At 45.1% G+C, this 16105-nt stretch carries 15 protein-coding genes; 2 read left to right on the top strand and 13 right to left on the bottom strand.

From position 1 onward, the window contains the following. Positions 1-3 precede the first annotated feature (3 nt). From atpF to fusA, 8 genes are all read right to left on the bottom strand, one after another. On the bottom strand, positions 4-480 hold the full coding sequence (gene atpF, locus H8S18_RS02760) for a F0F1 ATP synthase subunit B (protein ID WP_186856766.1): 477 nt from the start codon (positions 478-480) through the stop codon (positions 4-6). A 57-nt stretch (positions 481-537) separates the two neighbouring features. Further along, on the bottom strand, positions 538-762 hold the full coding sequence (atpE, locus tag H8S18_RS02765; protein WP_186856947.1) for an ATP synthase F0 subunit C: 225 nt from the start codon (positions 760-762) through the stop codon (positions 538-540). Positions 763-829: 67 nt separating this feature from the next. After that, positions 830-1510 (bottom strand): F0F1 ATP synthase subunit A, encoded by a 681-nt coding sequence (locus H8S18_RS02770; protein ID WP_186856767.1) that lies wholly within the window; start codon positions 1508-1510, stop codon positions 830-832. Beyond that, on the bottom strand, positions 1510-1800 hold the full coding sequence (locus tag H8S18_RS02775) for a hypothetical protein (RefSeq protein ID WP_186856768.1): 291 nt from the start codon (positions 1798-1800) through the stop codon (positions 1510-1512). Before H8S18_RS02775 ends, H8S18_RS02770 begins: the two co-directional genes overlap by 1 nt. A 146-nt stretch (positions 1801-1946) precedes the next feature. Beyond that, a complete protein-coding gene (locus H8S18_RS02780) occupies positions 1947-2999 on the bottom strand; it encodes a GNAT family N-acetyltransferase (RefSeq protein WP_186856769.1) in 1053 nt (350 codons plus the stop codon). Further along, positions 2996-3904, bottom strand: a complete 909-nt coding sequence (locus H8S18_RS02785; protein WP_186856770.1) for a DUF2156 domain-containing protein — start codon at positions 3902-3904, stop codon at positions 2996-2998. Before H8S18_RS02785 ends, H8S18_RS02780 begins: the two co-directional genes overlap by 4 nt. Before the next feature lie 8 nt (positions 3905-3912). Then, positions 3913-5664, bottom strand: a complete 1752-nt coding sequence (gene pyk / locus H8S18_RS02790; protein ID WP_186856771.1) for a pyruvate kinase — start codon at positions 5662-5664, stop codon at positions 3913-3915. Between the two features lie 136 nt (positions 5665-5800). Continuing rightward, a complete protein-coding gene (fusA, locus tag H8S18_RS02795; protein ID WP_186856772.1) occupies positions 5801-7876 on the bottom strand; it encodes an elongation factor G in 2076 nt (691 codons plus the stop codon). A 188-nt stretch (positions 7877-8064) separates the two neighbouring features. Here fusA and H8S18_RS02800 point away from each other — a divergent pair, with 188 nt between their 5' ends. After that, positions 8065-8352 carry a hypothetical protein gene (locus tag H8S18_RS02800; protein ID WP_186856773.1) on the top strand — a complete coding sequence of 96 codons (288 nt, stop codon included), beginning with the start codon at positions 8065-8067 and terminating at the stop codon, positions 8350-8352. A 47-nt stretch (positions 8353-8399) separates the two neighbouring features. Here the strand turns inward: H8S18_RS02800 and H8S18_RS02805 are convergent, their stop codons facing one another. The 3 genes from H8S18_RS02805 to murI all read right to left on the bottom strand — a co-directional run bounded on the left by H8S18_RS02805 (position 8400) and on the right by murI (position 12398). After that, positions 8400-9059 (bottom strand): beta/alpha barrel domain-containing protein, encoded by a 660-nt coding sequence (locus H8S18_RS02805; RefSeq protein ID WP_243165028.1) that lies wholly within the window; start codon positions 9057-9059, stop codon positions 8400-8402. 213 nt (positions 9060-9272) lie between these two features. Continuing rightward, positions 9273-11513, bottom strand: coding sequence for a vitamin B12-dependent ribonucleotide reductase (locus H8S18_RS02810; protein WP_186856774.1), 2241 nt, complete (start codon positions 11511-11513; stop codon positions 9273-9275). A gap of 96 nt (positions 11514-11609) precedes the next feature. Continuing rightward, on the bottom strand, positions 11610-12398 hold the full coding sequence (gene murI, locus H8S18_RS02815; protein ID WP_186856775.1) for a glutamate racemase: 789 nt from the start codon (positions 12396-12398) through the stop codon (positions 11610-11612). A 160-nt stretch (positions 12399-12558) separates the two neighbouring features. On the opposite strand from murI, the gene rpsT reads away from it, so the two are divergent. Beyond that, entirely contained in the window at positions 12559-12822 is a 264-nt protein-coding gene (rpsT, locus tag H8S18_RS02820; RefSeq protein WP_186856776.1) for a 30S ribosomal protein S20, read from the top strand. Between the two features lie 47 nt (positions 12823-12869). Here rpsT and holA read toward each other — a convergent pair whose 3' ends face one another. Continuing rightward, positions 12870-13886, bottom strand: coding sequence for a DNA polymerase III subunit delta (gene holA, locus H8S18_RS02825; RefSeq protein ID WP_186856777.1), 1017 nt, complete (start codon positions 13884-13886; stop codon positions 12870-12872). After that, complete coding sequence (locus H8S18_RS02830; protein ID WP_186856778.1) at positions 13883-16099, bottom strand: ComEC/Rec2 family competence protein; 2217 nt, start codon at positions 16097-16099, stop codon at positions 13883-13885. Before H8S18_RS02830 ends, holA begins: the two co-directional genes overlap by 4 nt. Between the last annotated feature and the right edge of the window lie 6 nt (positions 16100-16105).

The following is a 16105-nucleotide window of genomic DNA, read 5'->3' on the forward strand; positions in this document are numbered from 1 at the left end:
ATGTTAACTCACCTTCTCAAAAAATTCGTTGATGACATTCTTGTTATCTTCGTAAGACACTTCGCGCTGCAACACCTTTTCCGCGATCTGTATGGCCATACGCGTAACTTCCTGCCGCATCTCAAGTACAGCCTGTTGTTTTTGCGACTCAATATGCTTTTCCGTCCGCGTACGGATCTCTTCCGCACTTTCCTCTGCTTCGGCAACAATCTGCCGCGCCTGTTCATCTGCAACGGATTTACTCTTGTTAATAAGCTGTGTCGCAAGGTCCTGCGCGTTTTCCATCATCTCGTCATATTTTGCTTTAAGCTGCTCCGCATCGGAATACTTCTGGGCCGCTTCATCAATTTGCTTTTGAATTTCATTCGTCCGGTTATTTAAAAAACGGGTCATCGGCTTATAAAGCAGCCACCGCAAAAAGAAAAACAAAATAATGATGTTGACGATATAGAGTATGATCTCCAGAAAATTAATTTCCATCTCAAAACTTCCCCTGTACTTATTTGCGCAACAATTGAATTGTGCGCTCCTACGCCCTTATTTTCCCATCGTGAAAATCATGATGATAGAAATAACGAAACCATAGATGGCTGTGGATTCCGCAAGCGCCAGGCCAATCAAAAGCACCTGGTTGATCTTGCCCGTTGCTTCCGGCTGCCTTGCCACTGCTTCACATGCCTTGCTTGTTGCGATTCCCATGCCAATGCCCGCGCCCATGCCTGTAAAAACGGCAATACCTGCGCCGATTGCAATCAAACCCATATCCATAACTAATTACCTCCGTTTATTCATTAAAATATATAAAGCGGCGTACCGCTTAAGCACACTTTTATGCCTTTTCTTCGATAAAGGACATCGTCAGCATCGAGAATACATAGGACTGCATACCAAGATGGAACAAAATGAAGTAAATAGAAGCAAGCGCCGGAACACCGACCGCAAAATAGCCCATTGCCCCATAAAGCATATCCATAACGACAAGCCCGCTGAACATATTACCGAAAAGCCGGCATGCAAGAGAAATCGGCACAGCCACCGAGGAAAGAACGTTGATCGGAACCATGAATGCCTTCGGCTCAGCATAGGTCTTAAGCCATCCTTTCACTCCGCGGAACCGGATTGAATACGCAATAATAAGCACAAACGTAATCAGCGCGAGCCCTATCGTGCAGTCAAGGTCCGTAGCGGGCGAACGGATTCCCATAAATTCCAAAAGGCCGCTGCAAATGATAAAACCAAAAATCGTCATAATGTAGGGAGCAATGGAGCTTGCTTTTTTTCCCGCCCCCATAATCGAGGTTGAAAATTTATTTACCCCTTCTACCATAAGTTCCATTACATTTTGCAGCCCCTTAGGAACCCTCTTGAAATTTTTAAGAATCACAAAACGAAAAATGAGCCCAAACACGATAATTGCCAGCGTCGTGCCAAAGGCCGCAATCAGCGTCGTTGATACGGTCCAACCGCCGAAGATCGTTACTTTGTCAGGGAATACGCTTGGTATATCCATTATTTTTGCTCACCTCCACTCTGCCTGTATTTTTTAATTGTCAAAATGCCTGTTACGACTGGAATGCCAATCATTGCAGCTGCAACCCCAGCCGCACACCAAATCATAGCCTCCAAGGAAATAAACCTAGCCATTAACCATAGCACCACTAAAATCAAAGCAAGTTTGGCAATGGTGAGCGGAACCGCAATTGCTGTATTTCTTTTATCAGCCGTCATCATTGCAATCAACTTTTTCAGGAAAAGCACCTCAAGCACTCCGAGACCAAGCCCGATGAAGATTCCCCACATACTACTTTACCTGCTCAAATTCAAAATTTCTAAGCCCTAGTGTAGCCCTATTCCCCAGAGAATGCAACCGTAAATACTGCCAAAAACCAGGTTTTATTTTTATTATTCCAGCAATGCGCATGTATACGCGCAAATACTTGCGATATTCAATACGTTTCGAAAAAGCATGCGGTTTTGCCGGGGAAGCAGGCATCAAATTTGCTGCCTTGGGCGTACGCACCTGCGGCAGCTTGCGCTAATTCTCCTATAGTGAGTGAAAGGTCCGCTTTTTCTACGGTTTCCTCTACCAGGTTTGTTTCGCCTTCCACTTTTTCTACCCGCAGGTTGTAATGCTCTTCCAGAAAATCATCTTTTATTTCAAGTATAAAATGCTCGGCCTTAAGCGGCATTTTTTTGAGCAAGCAAACGGGTTCCAATACCCGCATCATTGTAAATTCTTCTGCCGCCTCGTCAGGCGGCGAGGGAAGAAAATAATTTATCCTTTCCGCCGGAATGGAGCCCAAGAGCAACTCACGCGCTTTTTTTCCTTCAGCCACCAGTTCAAATACATCTGCGGTGTTCTCCTCCATATAATAAAGAGCATAAGAAACAGGCTCCTCATCCTCATTCACAATTGCGTATCCCCGATCGGCAAAAAGCAATTGCAGCCACTTCGAAAAGCGCTCCTTGGAGCGAATAAATGAGTGATCGTAAGCGGCAATATATCGGTGATAGGCCCGACGCATATTTTCTTCCGGAATTTTATCATATGTGGAAAAAATCGCCGGTTCTTTTTCCATGTGTCCAGAATTGGGTCTCATACTCTCTCTTTTTACATATGCAACCGTTTCATATCCGAATTGGCGATAGAAGGCATGTAGAAACGGATGCAGGTATGTAACGGCAAGTCCGCTTTTTCTCATGCCGAGCATGGCACTCTTCACCAAGTCTCGCATCAACCCGCGCTTTCTTGCCTTGGGCAGGGTTGCGCAGCCTGCCAAAAACTCTGTTTTGAAATCAATACCCGAAATGCTCGCCTGAAAATCCAGCATAAAAAGATCGGCTATGAGCTCACGCCCGTCATAACAGCCGAGCGTGTCCTCATAGCGCACAATTCGATTAAAATATTCGTCAATGAAGGCATCAGAATCCCCAAAGCAAATCTTCCATATTTCCTTTGCTTTTACTTCATCTTTCCTTGAAAGCGGCCTGATATTCATGTTGTTTCTCCACTTAAAATCACATCATATTTTTCCAGCATAAACACCGGATGATACGACTGCTTTGCCTTGCGGATTCCCGGCACGCCCATATCTTCCGCACGGTTAATATAGGTACAGTGCGGCCATACGTTTTTTACAAAAGCGTTATTGACGTAGGTAAACAATCCATTGTAATCTGAACGCGCCTTTTCAATGTGGATAATCGCCGTATCTTCGCTGATCTGTTCTCCAAAGGAAAACGCGACGACTTCGCCTGCAATTTTAATTACGCATCCTTTGAAATTCAGTTCCCGCCAATGGTCAAGCGCTTTTGTGATGGAAAGCAATTCTTCTTCCGCTTCACGCGGGTCGGCATCTTTATCCGCTGCCCAATCTTCCTGAAGCTTCAGGCATTCGTCCCGGTACCGGTCTTCATAAAGAGCGAATTCGCTTTGATAGGTGCGGAGGAACGCATTGATATGGTTTCGCTTGGAATGATATTTCTTTCCCGAAAGCTCAATCAGATCCTGCGCATGATAAACATATTCTGAATTATATTCATCATAAACGAAATCATATCGGTCGCCACAATCGTTTTTGATCTTTTCCACCATGCGCGGCGTTGCACATTTGATATAAAATATGCCTCCTTTATCCGCCATATATTCCTCGCATTTTCGCATATATGGTTCGATCGATTCATTTGGATCTTTCAGGTAAGGCGGAAGCATAAAAGGCTTATAGACGTCGCTGTACATCCAAATATATAATCCATTTCCTTCCACTGCCATTTGGATATCCCAAGCTTCCTGCCATGTATACATATTGGAAAACGACGCTTCGGAATGTCTGAAATTCTGTGGCATCACAAAACGGTCGAAGATTAGTTTATCTTCCAGTTCTAACGGTTTAAAATTAAGCATAAATAATATCAGTCCTCACGATTTTCATTGCAGACAAGGCCGCGGTCTGCATCCAGCTTGATGTGCGTACCGCTTTTTAAAATCTGCGTTGCGCTTACAGCTCCCACAAGTACCGGAATGTCAAGTGCCATTCCGACAATTGCGGCATGCGTGTTCGGCCCATCCTCTTCCGTTATAATACCCGCGGACTGCTTCATTAAATCCAAAATATTGTTTGACGTCGTGGGAACAACCAGGATATCCCCCCGTTTGAACGTCTGCCGCGCTTCTTTTTCCGTGCGCGCAACGCAAAGATTCCCGGAAGCACATAGTCCGTTAATACCGGTCCCCTTGACCAATACATCGCCCACAATATGAACTTTTAAAAGATTTGTCGTCCCCGCGATTCCCAGCGGAACGCCCGCCATGATCACCACAAGATCTCCGTTTTCGAGCAGGCCGGCCTGTTTTCCATAGTTGACTACCATCTCAAACAATTCGTCTGTGTTCAGCTTTTGTTCTACTTTCATGGGCGTCACCCCCCATGACATACTGAGCTGGCGGCATACCTGTTCATCCGGCGAACAGCCAATGATGGGAATGGAAGGCCTGTATTTTGAAACCATACGTACAGATTTTCCCGTTTTTGTTACAGCAATAATCGCGGATGCGCCAAGGTCGTATGCAGTCGTACATGCCGCGTGAGAAATTGCATTCGTAACGTCTGAAATCTGTGTCACGTCGTTTTTCTTAAAACGCATCTCATAATTAATGTCTTTTTCTGTACGCAGCGCGATACGTGCCATTGTTTTTACACATTCTACGGGATATTTTCCCGCAGCTGTTTCTCCCGACAGCATAATTGCGCTCGTCCCGTCGTAAATTGCATTGGCGATGTCCGTAGTCTCTGCACGCGTTGGCCGCGGATTATGCATCATGCTTTCCAGCATCTGGGTAGCGGTAATGACAATTTTCCCTGCTCCATACGCTTTTCGGATCAATTGCTTCTGGAGCACCGGAACTTCCTCGAGAGGAATTTCTACACCCATGTCGCCGCGCGCTACCATGATACCATCGGAAACCCGCAGGATATCATCAATATTTTTTACGCCTTCCGCATTTTCAATCTTGGCAATAATTTTGGTATTCTGGCACTTATATTCGTCAAGTATACGTTTAATATCCAGAATATCCTGCTCACTGCGCGTAAAACTCGCGGCAATAAAATCAACTTCATTTTCGATACCAAAAATAATATCTGCACGATCTTTGTCGCTGATATAAGGAAGAGACACTGAAAAACCCGGAACATTGACGCCTTTGCGGTCGGAGAGTACTCCGCCGTTCAATACTTTACATGTAATTTCCGTATCGGTAATACACGTCGCCTGCATTTCAATCAAACCGTCGTCAATCAAGATGATTGCTCCCTGCGCAAGATCCTGCGGCAGATCCTTAAACGAAACCGAAACACAGGTTTCATCCCCTTCCACCTCACGCGTCGTAAGCGTAAAAGTATCTCCCTCTTGGAGTTCAATGCTTCCCTGTTTAAAGGTCCCAATCCTGATTTCAGGGCCTTTGGTGTCGAGCAGGCAAGCAATATGCCTGCCCGCTTCCGCGCCGATCTTGCGGACTTTTTTCACCCGTTCAAGCTGTATTTTATGATCGCCGTGCGAAAAATTCAGGCGTGCCACATCCATACCGGCTTCCACCATGCGCCCAATTGTATGTTCATCTTCACTGGAAGGCCCCAGCGTACAAATAATTTTTGTTTTTCTCATGCAGTATATTCTCCCATATGATTTTAAAATTTATCGCAACGGCTCCATTCTAACATAAAACCGTTCATAAGTCTCTCCTTTACCGTAACAAAATAAAGGCTGCGTCTCCACAGCCTTTATCTTACCAGTTTTCAGGTTATTCTTCCATATCTTTTTTTGCCTGCTCAATAATTTTTCCTGCCATCTGAGCCGGTACTTCTTCGTACCGTTCAAATGTTTGTTTAAATGTACCGCGTGCCTGCGTCATAGATCTCAGGTCTGTCGCATATTTAAATAGTTCGCTTAACGGCACTTCCGCCGTCACTTCCTGTAATCCATCAATTGGATTCATGCCAAGAATCCTGCCACGGCGGCGGTTGAGATCGCCAATGATATCTCCCATGTATTCATCCGGGATCGTAACAACCACTTTCATAATAGGTTCAAGAAGAACTGGATTCGCTTCCGCAATCCCCTTTTTAAATGCGAGGTTTGCCGCCACTTTAAACGCCATTTCAGAAGAATCCACGGTATGATAGGAACCGTCGTAAAGCGTGCATTTGAGCCCTACTACCGGATAGCCGGCCAAAACGCCTTTCTGGATGCTTTCTTTCAGTCCCTTTTCAACTGCCGGTATATATTGCCGCGGAACGACGCCGCCAACGATCTTGTCTTCAAAAACGAAATCTGCAAGTCCATCGGGAACAGGCGCAAACTCAATCCATACATCGCCGTACTGCCCATGGCCGCCCGACTGCTTCTTGTGTTTTCCCTGTGCTTTAACCGCTTTTTTGATTGCTTCGCGGTATGGAATACGCGGATCGTGCAGTTCGCCCTCCACATTGAATTTGCTTTTCAATTTATTGTTGATTACTTCAAGATGCATCTCGCCCATACCGTTCGCCAACATATCGCCCGTTTCGGTATCTTTTACAAGTTTAAAGGTCGGATCTTCGTCCTCCAAACGGTGCAGGCCGGAAAATACTTTTTCTTCCTCGCCTTTCTTTTTCGCGCCAACGGCAAGGCAAATACACGGTTCAGGAAAATCAAGCGGCGGAAATTTTACAACGCAGGATGTGGAGCACAGCGTATCGCCCGTCGCCGTATGTTGCAGTTTGGCAACGGCGCCAATGTCGCCTGCTTCAAGTTCCCCCACGTTAATCAGTTTTTTCCCACGCATCACGCCAAGGCCCGAACATTTTTCCGGTTTTCCCGTATTGGCGTTCGTGATAGACATATCTGACTTCAAGGTGCCCTGAACAATTTTAATAATGGATAATTTGCCCACAAACGGATCTGCGATTGTCTTTAACACGTGCGCGGTAAAAGGTGCCGACGCATCAATTTTAAGCGTAATAGAATTGCCTGAAGAATCAAGCGCTTCTGTTCCCGGCATTTCAGCCGCATTCGGCATCAGCGCAACAATTTCATCCATCAGCTCGCTTACTCCGATATTCGGCGCAGCAGCACTTACAAATACGGGAGCAATACTTCCCTGAAGAATCCCTGCCCGGAGTCCTTTCAGGATATCCTGCGTGGAAAGTTCCTGCCCGTCGAAAAACTTTTCCATCAGTTCTTCGTCATTTCCCGCTGCATTTTCCACCAGTGTTTCCCGCAAGCCTTCTGCGTCTGCGGCGCAATCAGCCGGAATCTCTGCTTCCTTCATGTTCTTACCGTCAAACAGATATGCCTTCATGCCGATAATATCAATGATACCAGTAAATTTTCCATCCTGCATAATAGGCATCTGGACCGCCGTAATGGCTGATGTATATTTTGTGCCAAGCGCCGCTACTGTTTTCAAATAGTCCGCATGTTCCTTATCAACCTGATTAACAAGAAATGCACGCGGTATCCCATGCTTGGAACAATAGTCATATGCTTTTTGGGCGCCTACCGGCACAGAACCGCTTGCGCTCAAAACAATCAATGCGCTGTCGCAAAGTTCATACGCCGCGACTGCTTCGCCTTCAAAGTCAAAATAGCCGGGGGCATCAATCAAGTTAATTTTCTTATTTTTCCATTCAACCGGCGCAAGTGCGAGCCCAATAGATATTTGCCGTTTTGTTTCCTCTCCGTCATAGTCTGTTACGGTATTTCCGTCTTCCACACGGCCCATACGCTCTGTCGCACCTGAATCAAAAAGCATTGCCTCGACGAGCGTCGTCTTTCCTTCCCCGCCATGCCCGACAACCGCAATGTTAAAAATGTCCTGTGGATGATATATTTTCATGTAATAAGCCTCCCTAATGATATTTATTTATGTGAAGCCTCTTAAAACTTAAATTCCATATTGAAATGAGTTACACATTCAGTGTAACAGATTACAGCTAAAAAATAAATAAATTTTTCAATTTAATATGGAATTTGAAGGCATTCTGTGCAATAATAGGAAAAGTATTGGAAATCGAGGGGTATTCTATGAAACAACTTACGGAAAAACAATTGAATTTTTGGCAGAAATTTTTAGGGATTGTTGCCGGTATCGGCATCTGGCTGGCAATTTATTTTGGAAGCGAGTCCGATAATATTCTCCTTCAATATTTATTTCTCATTATTTTTGTCGTTGTTATTTTTGGGCAGCGAAAAATTGAACGTTCGCTGGATATGCGGCTGACATTATTTACTAAATTCTGGTTGATTGGGCTGGTTATTGGATTGGGTCTTTTCTTCCTTGTCGGTGCTCTTACAGGCAGAATATTCAGTTAATTTTCGCAAAATAAAAAATCCGGCTGGCAGCCGGATTTTTTTATTTTCTATAAGTTCTCCCGAAAGAGCTGCATTGTCTTCTTGAACAGTTCCGCATTCGTAGGCGGCGTATACGTAATCGCATCCGCGCCACAGGTAATCGTTTCACGGATGCTATCATCCGTAGGTCCACCTGTCGCAATAATCGGAATATACGGATATTTGTTGCGGATTCTCTCAATAATACGGCATGTGTTTTCCGCACCGGATACATTCAAAATATCCGCGCCGCTTTCAATGCGCCTTTCCACATCTTCCTTTTCAGAAACGACCGTTACCACCACCGGGATATCCACGCGTTTTTTAATTTTTGCAACAATATCATTATCAATTTCAGGGCTCAATACCGCTCCGACAGCCCCGCGGAATTCTGTTTCCAATGCCAAATGGACTGCCCGCTCGTCCTTTAGTTCTCCTCCCCCGACGCTGCACATGACAGGCACATCCGCCGTAGTCATAATCGCCTGATTGATGGAAGGCTGGGGCGTAAACGGATAAACCGCCATAATCGCGTCCGCATCGGTATTCCTGATGAGCGCTATATCTGTCGTAAACAGAAACGACCGCAGGGTTCTCCCAAATATTTTAATTCCCGGCGCTTGTTGGATTACATCAGGTGCGGAAATAATCAGATATCTCAATTTACTCTCAAATTCTTTTGCAGGCATAGATAAAAACCTCTCTTTGCAGGTCATATTCATTACTAAGTATCATACATCTACCACAAAAAATCAACCATAAACTAAATTCAATATTTCTGCCGGCGGGCTTTTACACAATTCTCCTGCATCATATCGCTGGACAGAAGGACAAAAAATCATCTGTAATAAAAAACAGGCAGGGAACCGCTTCGCGTCCTGCCTGTTTTACCTTTGGTAGTATCAGCCACACTTAGAGTAACCGCATGAACGGCAAATATTACATCCGCCTTCAAATGCCAGGGGTTTTCCGCATTCCGGGCATTTCGAGTCATCCGGCACTTCGGGTTCATCCTGCATGACAAGCGGCGCAACCTTTTCACTCTGCATCTGGGCCACCGTCTGAAGGACACGCCCGATTGCGTCGGGGCACGAAAGCACTTTGACGTCTCCGCCTTTACGCAGTGTGGAATGGCACCGAATACCGCGCAATTGTTCCACGATGGATTCAACATCCATGCCGGAACGCAATGCCGTTGAAATCAGACGGCTCGTTGCCTCAGACTGTGAGGGGCATCCGCCCGCGCGTCCAAGATTTGTAAACACCTCGCAAATTCCATTTTCATCATAATTAACTGTAATATAAAGGTTGCCACAACCAATCTTCACCTTTTGCGTGATTCCCTGAGTAATTTCCGGACGCATCCTGGGCGCAACCCTTCCCCCGTCTTTTTCCACAGCAGCAGCTTCCATCTCAGAGTTTTCTGCCTTATTCACCTTTCCGATGTTCAGAACCTGCGCATCCCTTGATCCGTCACGGTAAATCGTAACGCCTTTCAGTCCAAGCTCATATGCCAGTTCATAAACCATCCGCACATCGTTCTGTGTTGCCTCCCGCGGGAAGTTTACTGTCTTGGAAACCGCGTTATCTGTATATTTCTGGAATGCCGCCTGCATACGGATATGATATTCCGGTGTGATATCATGCGCCGTCACAAATACATCCCTGATTTCCTGTGGGATTTCTTCCATATGAGCTATGGTTCCCTCCTGTGCAATTTTAGACATCAGTTCTTTGCTATAAAGGCCGCGTTCCTTCATAACCTCCTCAAAATACGGATGGATCTCAAGAAGTTCATCATTGTCCATAACGTTGCGGATATAAGAAAGACCGAAAATAGGTTCAATTCCCGAAGAAGCGCCGCATATAATCGAAATCGTCCCCGTAGGCGCAATGGTGGTAACGGTGGCATTTCTTTGCACCATCCCCTTGGATTTAAACACGCTTTCTGAATAAGTCGGGAACGTTCCACGTTCCTTTGCCAGTTCGCCCGAAGCGTCGCGGGCTGTATCCCGCAGGAATTTCATCACTTTCTCCGCCAAAGCAATCGCTTCGTCGGAATTGTAAGGGATTCTAAGCTTATAAAGAATGTCGGCGAACCCCATCAATCCAAGGCCAATCTTACGTGTCGATTGTGTCATTTCCCGGATTTCGGCCAACGGGTAATTATTTACTGTAATAACATTATCGAGAAAATGTACCGCATTGCGAATTGTCTTTTCAAATTCCTGATAATCAATTTCGTATTGATTACCTTTTTTAATCAGCATGGCGTCTAGGTTAATGGAACCAAGATTGCAGCTTTCAAACGGCAGAAGCGGCTGCTCTCCGCACGGGTTTGTGCTCTCAACCTCACCAAGGGAAGGCACCGGATTATCACGGTTGATACGGTCGAGAAATACAATCCCCGGTTCACCGTTCGTCCATGCCATTTTTACAATCAACTCAAATACATCGGGAGCATAAAGTTTTCCACATTCCTTTTTGTCGTGCGGATCGAAAAGTACATATTCACGCTTTTCATGAACAGCTTTCATAAACTCTTCGGTAATCCCTACGCTGATATTAAAATTCGTAATTTCTGTCGTATTTTTTTTACATTGGATAAAATCCATAATGTCGGGATGATCGATCCGCAAGATACCCATGTTGGCACCCCTGCGCGTTCCACCCTGTTTTACGGCTTCCGTTGCCGCATTGAATACTTTCATGAAGCTGATCGGCCCACTGGCTACGCCGCCGGTGGAATTAACCGATGCTCCCGCCGGGCGCAGGCGTGAAAAAGAAAATCCCGTTCCTCCGCCACTTTTATGGATAAGTGCCGCATTTTTAAGTGCGTCAAAAATATCTTCCATACTATCGGCCACCGGTAAAACGAAACAAGCCGAAAGCTGCCCCAGCGGACGCCCTGCATTCATCAATGTCGGGGAATTCGGCATGAATTTCAAATGATACATCATATCATAAAAAATATCCTGTGTCGCCTTAATATCAGCATCCACATTAAATTCTTTGTCCGCCTCCGCTATTGCTTTGGCTACACGCTTAAAAAGGTCCTCCGGTTTTTCGGCAGGCTTTCCATTCGCATCCTTTTTCAGGTAACGTCTTTCAAGTACTGTTACCGCGTTCTTGCTTAACATCAAAAGCTCCCCCCGCGCAATATATTTAGTGTCTTTTATTCATCAAACACACTATATATAGTACACCGAAAGGAATTGAAATACCAGCCTTTTTTCACTCTATTTTTTGAAAATTTTCAGGAATCGTTCGAAAACATCTATATGATGCGCCTCACCGGAAGAAAAAAATTTTATCCTGCCTTCGGAAAATGAGTCGTTCAGGAGTCCTTCCAGCGCAAGCACATCTGCAACATGCCGCGCCGTACCGTACATTCCATCAAATATTTCGCACGGCCCGCCACATATTTTCCTTGCAACGTCACGTATTTGATCACTGATAAACGAATAATGCGTACATCCAACCACGATTCCATTAAAATCGCATCGCCTGTACGGAAGAAATTTCTCGCAAAGGTACGCCTTAATATGCGGATCCGAAAGATTTCCTCTTTCCACTATCTCTGCAAGACCATCACAGGAAATATTCACGGCCTGATCCATTGCACCAAGTTTATCAAGAAGATGTAAATACCTTTTTTGGTGCAGGGTTGCCGGGGTTGCCAAAACGGCAATTTTTCCCTCCGGATATTTTTCCACCGCGGGTTTTACCGCAGGTTCAATGCTGATAATAGGAATATTATATTTTTCGCGCATCGCCTGCACGGTAATACTCGTCGCCGTATTGCAAGCAATAATAATCATTTTAACGCCTTGCCGGCACAAAAAATCCCCGCAGGCAAGCGAAAGGTCACGAATCTCTTCTTCAGACTTCGTTCCATAGGGGGCATTCGCGCTATCCCCATAGTAAATAAAATTTTCGTGCGGCAGGCATATTCTGGCCTGAGCAAGCACGCTTATTCCGCCCGCGCCCGAATCATAAACACCGATCGGCAATTCCTTTTTCTGCATATTCCAAATCCCAAATTTCTTCTTATAAACGTTTTTTATTATATAACAAGACGGGAGCGGAGTAAAGGGCTCCATTTTCCTGTTAAAAATAGCTTGCAAATAGCCTTGTATTGTGATAAAATAGCCCTTGCTGGATTAAAATATTACGGGGGGTGAAACAATGCCTAACATTAAATCAGCAAAAAAACGCGTAAAAGTAATCGCTAAGAAAACTCTGCAGAACAAAATGATCAAATCAGCACTCAAAACCGATCTGAAAAAGTTTGACGTTGCAGTAAGCGCAAACGACGCAAATATCGGCGAGCTGTATAAGGACGCTGTCAGTGCGGTTGATAAGGCTGCTTTAAAAGGTACGATCCACAAAAACAAAGCAAATCGTACCAAAGCGCAATTGGCAAAAAAGTTAAACAGCAAAGCTGAATAGTTTTTTGTCTCCCCCATAACGATAACATGCTAAAGGCTGATTCACCCTCAGCCTTTTTTGTTTGGATTCATATAGATATCCACAAGCAATGGATACAGATCGGTCTTCAAACTGATTACGCCTTGTTTGGCATCGAAATCCATCTGCGCTAATTTTTCAAGAGCACGGCGAATCTGCGGCGCCGTAAACTGCTTGCATTGTGTGAGAGCCCGACGTGCGGCAAATTCCCATGTCCCCGTCGCCTTCATAATGTGGGAAATGATCTTTTGCTCTGGAAAACGCGCATCCCTGCACGCTCTTGCAACCAGCATTTGACGAAAATTGTTGGAAAGAAGCGTTAAAAAGCCAATTGGATTATTGTCCTCCGCAAGTAATCGACCGATGAGCGCATGCGCTTCTTTTGCATAACCTCCCACCATCAGGTCATGTATCTTATACACATTATACTGTAAGGATTTCACGGCATATTTTTCAATATCATCCGCCGTAATATCTCCCCTGCACACACATGAAAGTTTTTCAAGCTCATTCTGCACAATACCCATATCTCCGTCCGCAAGCGCGGCCAGAGTCTGCGCATTCTTTACAGAAATCAAAAGCCCCCTCCGCTTTGCGGCCTGTACGATATAGGCGGCAAGTTCATTTTCCTTCATCGCATTACATTCAATAAACATTCCTTTTTTCATAACATATTTCACAAATGCTTTTCGCTTGTCCACTTTTCCCTGATGAACAATACACAACACATTTTGCGCTGGAAGGTTTGCTTTCTCAAATGGGGCACTAAACTCCCCTGATGCGGCCGGTGAAAGAAGATCGGTGTTTTTGATTACAACAACCCGGCGCTCTCCCATAAACGGAAGCGTTTCCAAAGAGCGTACTACTGCCATAGGTTCAGGGCGCTCCTCAAAAACCGAAAGATTTAATTCAGGCATCTGTACGTTAAGCGCTGCGAGCAAGGCATGAAACGCCTGCTGTATTTGTGCATCATCCTCGCCGGCCACCAATATGAAATTTTTGATATCCCCGCCTTTGATCTGTTTTAATGCTTCCCGTGCCTTCATTGAACCACTCGCTTTTCTGTCTGTATTTGAATGTCTCCCTGCCCGTTCACCAAGATCGTTACCGCTCCATCTTCCGAAGTAACAAACAGTCTAATTGCCTCTTTCTGCAATAAACTTAAAACCGTAGAATCAGGCAACCCTTTTTTATTATTTTCTTTTACGGAAATAACCGCATATTGAGGCTCCGTTTTTATTAGAAGCTCCTCCGTTACGGACCCCTTTCTGCCGCCGCCCGCCGGTTTTAAGACGGAAACGGGCCCCTCAAATTCCAAATATTCCGGCATTGTCTGTGCGAACAGGCACACCGCTTCTCCCCGATAGCGCAGTACCAGAGATTGGTATTTACCATCGGCTCCGACGTTTTCGAGAAAGATATTTTCGTTCAACTCTATTTTATCATATAATGTATATTCTTTCACGGGATATTGCGTATCGTATTCTTTGGCTTGATAATTTTCAGGTACGTACAATGTTTTTATCCTGCTGTCCGCCGCAAGCTGTTTCAAATTTTTCGTTCGATCATTTGTTACAATAATGCCGTCAAAAACGATTCCGTTTTTTTCCGCATAATTGCTTATATTCGAATATTGAAGATTTCCCCCATTATCGATCAGATAGTCTTTTCCTTCCGCGGAAACATGAATTGCGTCTCCTGTTCCAACATCAAGGATAACCACACGCAACGGGACGGAAGGCACAGCCGCAATTCCTGCAAAAAGAATGGCTCCCGTAAGAACTCCAACCATCAACGCTTTCGTTCTGCGTTTTATGAGCATATAGTCCGAACATAAAAAAATAACTGCCAGGACGGCTATGCAGGCCCACACCGGGAATCCGTTCACTTCGATAAATCCGAATGAACTTTGGGCAATCTGCTCATTAAGCCACGTAAGACCCCGAATCGAAATCTCCGCTGGGAACGCAAGAATCCGCCCGGCTTGTGGAATCCCAAGGGAAACAACAGTCCCAATTCCGCTAAACAGGACAATAATTCCCGCAAGAGGGATGGCAAAAAAATTTGCCAAAGGAGCGGCAAGCGCGACATTATTGAAAAAATATGCCGTCATGGGAAAAACGGACGTAGTCGCTGAAAGTGAAGTGGCAAGCGGCGCATCCACTTTAGCTTTATCCAGATGAATTTTTCGAAAAAGACGCATGAGCGGGGGATTCAGGCATAAAATGCCGAATACTACGCCATATGACATCAGCAGGCCCGGCAGGAAAAGCTGTGTGGTATTGCCCAGCAAAGTGAAAATGAGAGCGGCAGAAAGAAATACAAGCGTATCCCGTTTTGAAAATTTCCATCTTCCTATTATCACAAATATGGTCATCAAAACAGCCCGCAGGATAGATGGGGCAAATCCCGTCAAGGTCGCATACAAAATAAGTATAACAATGTTGAGGGTAAACCTTACCCTTCTTTCCGCTTTCAGCTTTTTGAGCATAAAATTAAAAGCATAGGATAGGATTGCAACGTGAAGTCCTGAAATAGCCAGAATATGTGCGATTCCGGTTTTCGAAAAGCTATCTCTTGTCTCCTGTGAAATTTCATCCTTGATCCCCAAGAACATCGCTTTTGCAATGGGGGCACTCTCCTGTGAAAAAATCCCATTCATTTTCTCCGCTAGTTTTTCACGCAGTAAAAACGGGTATTGATACCAGGAAAGCTCGTTCCCTTCTACATCAAGGGAGGCCCGGTAGAGGCTGAACCCAGCTCCTTTTCCTGCCAAGTACATGGTTTCATCAAAATCTCCCGGATTTCGTGGAGGCGAAGGCGGCGCGACTTCCCCTTCCGTCACTACCGTGTCTCCATATTCAAGGATGTCCGGCGAATACAGGATAACCTTCTTTCCGAAATTTTTCCCTCCAATCTTCACATCGGTCAGAAGATATGTATGCGTTTCCGCCTCCATTTTGGAACGGTCGGAAACGTATCCTTCAATCCGGTAGATCCGGTTCGGATCAAAGCCTGAAAAATCCGTATGAAACTGCATCTGGAATAAAAATGCCCCAAGGAAAAAGGCAAACAGGTACAGGACGGGAAACATTTGCTTTTTTTGTTTGAAAAAAAGAATACCAAAAAGAATCCCACACAAAATCCATGCAGGCAACGAAAAAACACCCGGCAAACCGAGGTAATATGCCGCGGCGATACCCACCACTAAAAAGAATGCAAGAAAAGCGACTGGTCTTGGATTTAAGACGCGCTTCATTTCTTC

The organism is Christensenella tenuis (assembly GCF_014287795.1).
Lineage (GTDB): Bacteria > Bacillota > Clostridia > Christensenellales > Christensenellaceae > Christensenella > Christensenella tenuis.

Excerpts from the sequence above, each read along its gene's own strand:
- atpF (WP_186856766.1), bottom strand. The coding sequence starts at position 480 with ATGGAAATTAATTTTCTGGAGATCATACTCTATATCGTCAACATCATT.
- holA (WP_186856777.1), bottom strand. The coding sequence starts at position 13,886 with ATGAAGGCACGGGAAGCATTAAAACAGATCAAAGGCGGGGATATCAAA.
- fusA (WP_186856772.1), bottom strand. The coding sequence starts at position 7,876 with ATGAAAATATATCATCCACAGGACATTTTTAACATTGCGGTTGTCGGG.
- pyk (WP_186856771.1), bottom strand. The coding sequence starts at position 5,664 with ATGAGAAAAACAAAAATTATTTGTACGCTGGGGCCTTCCAGTGAAGAT.
- H8S18_RS02780 (WP_186856769.1), bottom strand. The coding sequence starts at position 2,999 with ATGAATATCAGGCCGCTTTCAAGGAAAGATGAAGTAAAAGCAAAGGAA.
- H8S18_RS02830 (WP_186856778.1), bottom strand. The coding sequence starts at position 16,099 with ATGAAGCGCGTCTTAAATCCAAGACCAGTCGCTTTTCTTGCATTCTTT.
- H8S18_RS02785 (WP_186856770.1), bottom strand. The coding sequence starts at position 3,904 with ATGCTTAATTTTAAACCGTTAGAACTGGAAGATAAACTAATCTTCGAC.
- H8S18_RS02800 (WP_186856773.1), top strand. The coding sequence starts at position 8,065 with ATGAAACAACTTACGGAAAAACAATTGAATTTTTGGCAGAAATTTTTA.
- H8S18_RS02770 (WP_186856767.1), bottom strand. The coding sequence starts at position 1,510 with ATGGATATACCAAGCGTATTCCCTGACAAAGTAACGATCTTCGGCGGT.
- rpsT (WP_186856776.1), top strand. The coding sequence starts at position 12,559 with ATGCCTAACATTAAATCAGCAAAAAAACGCGTAAAAGTAATCGCTAAG.
- atpE (WP_186856947.1), bottom strand. The coding sequence starts at position 762 with ATGGGTTTGATTGCAATCGGCGCAGGTATTGCCGTTTTTACAGGCATG.
- H8S18_RS02805 (WP_243165028.1), bottom strand. The coding sequence starts at position 9,059 with ATGCCTGCAAAAGAATTTGAGAGTAAATTGAGATATCTGATTATTTCC.
- murI (WP_186856775.1), bottom strand. The coding sequence starts at position 12,398 with ATGCAGAAAAAGGAATTGCCGATCGGTGTTTATGATTCGGGCGCGGGC.
- H8S18_RS02775 (WP_186856768.1), bottom strand. The coding sequence starts at position 1,800 with ATGTGGGGAATCTTCATCGGGCTTGGTCTCGGAGTGCTTGAGGTGCTT.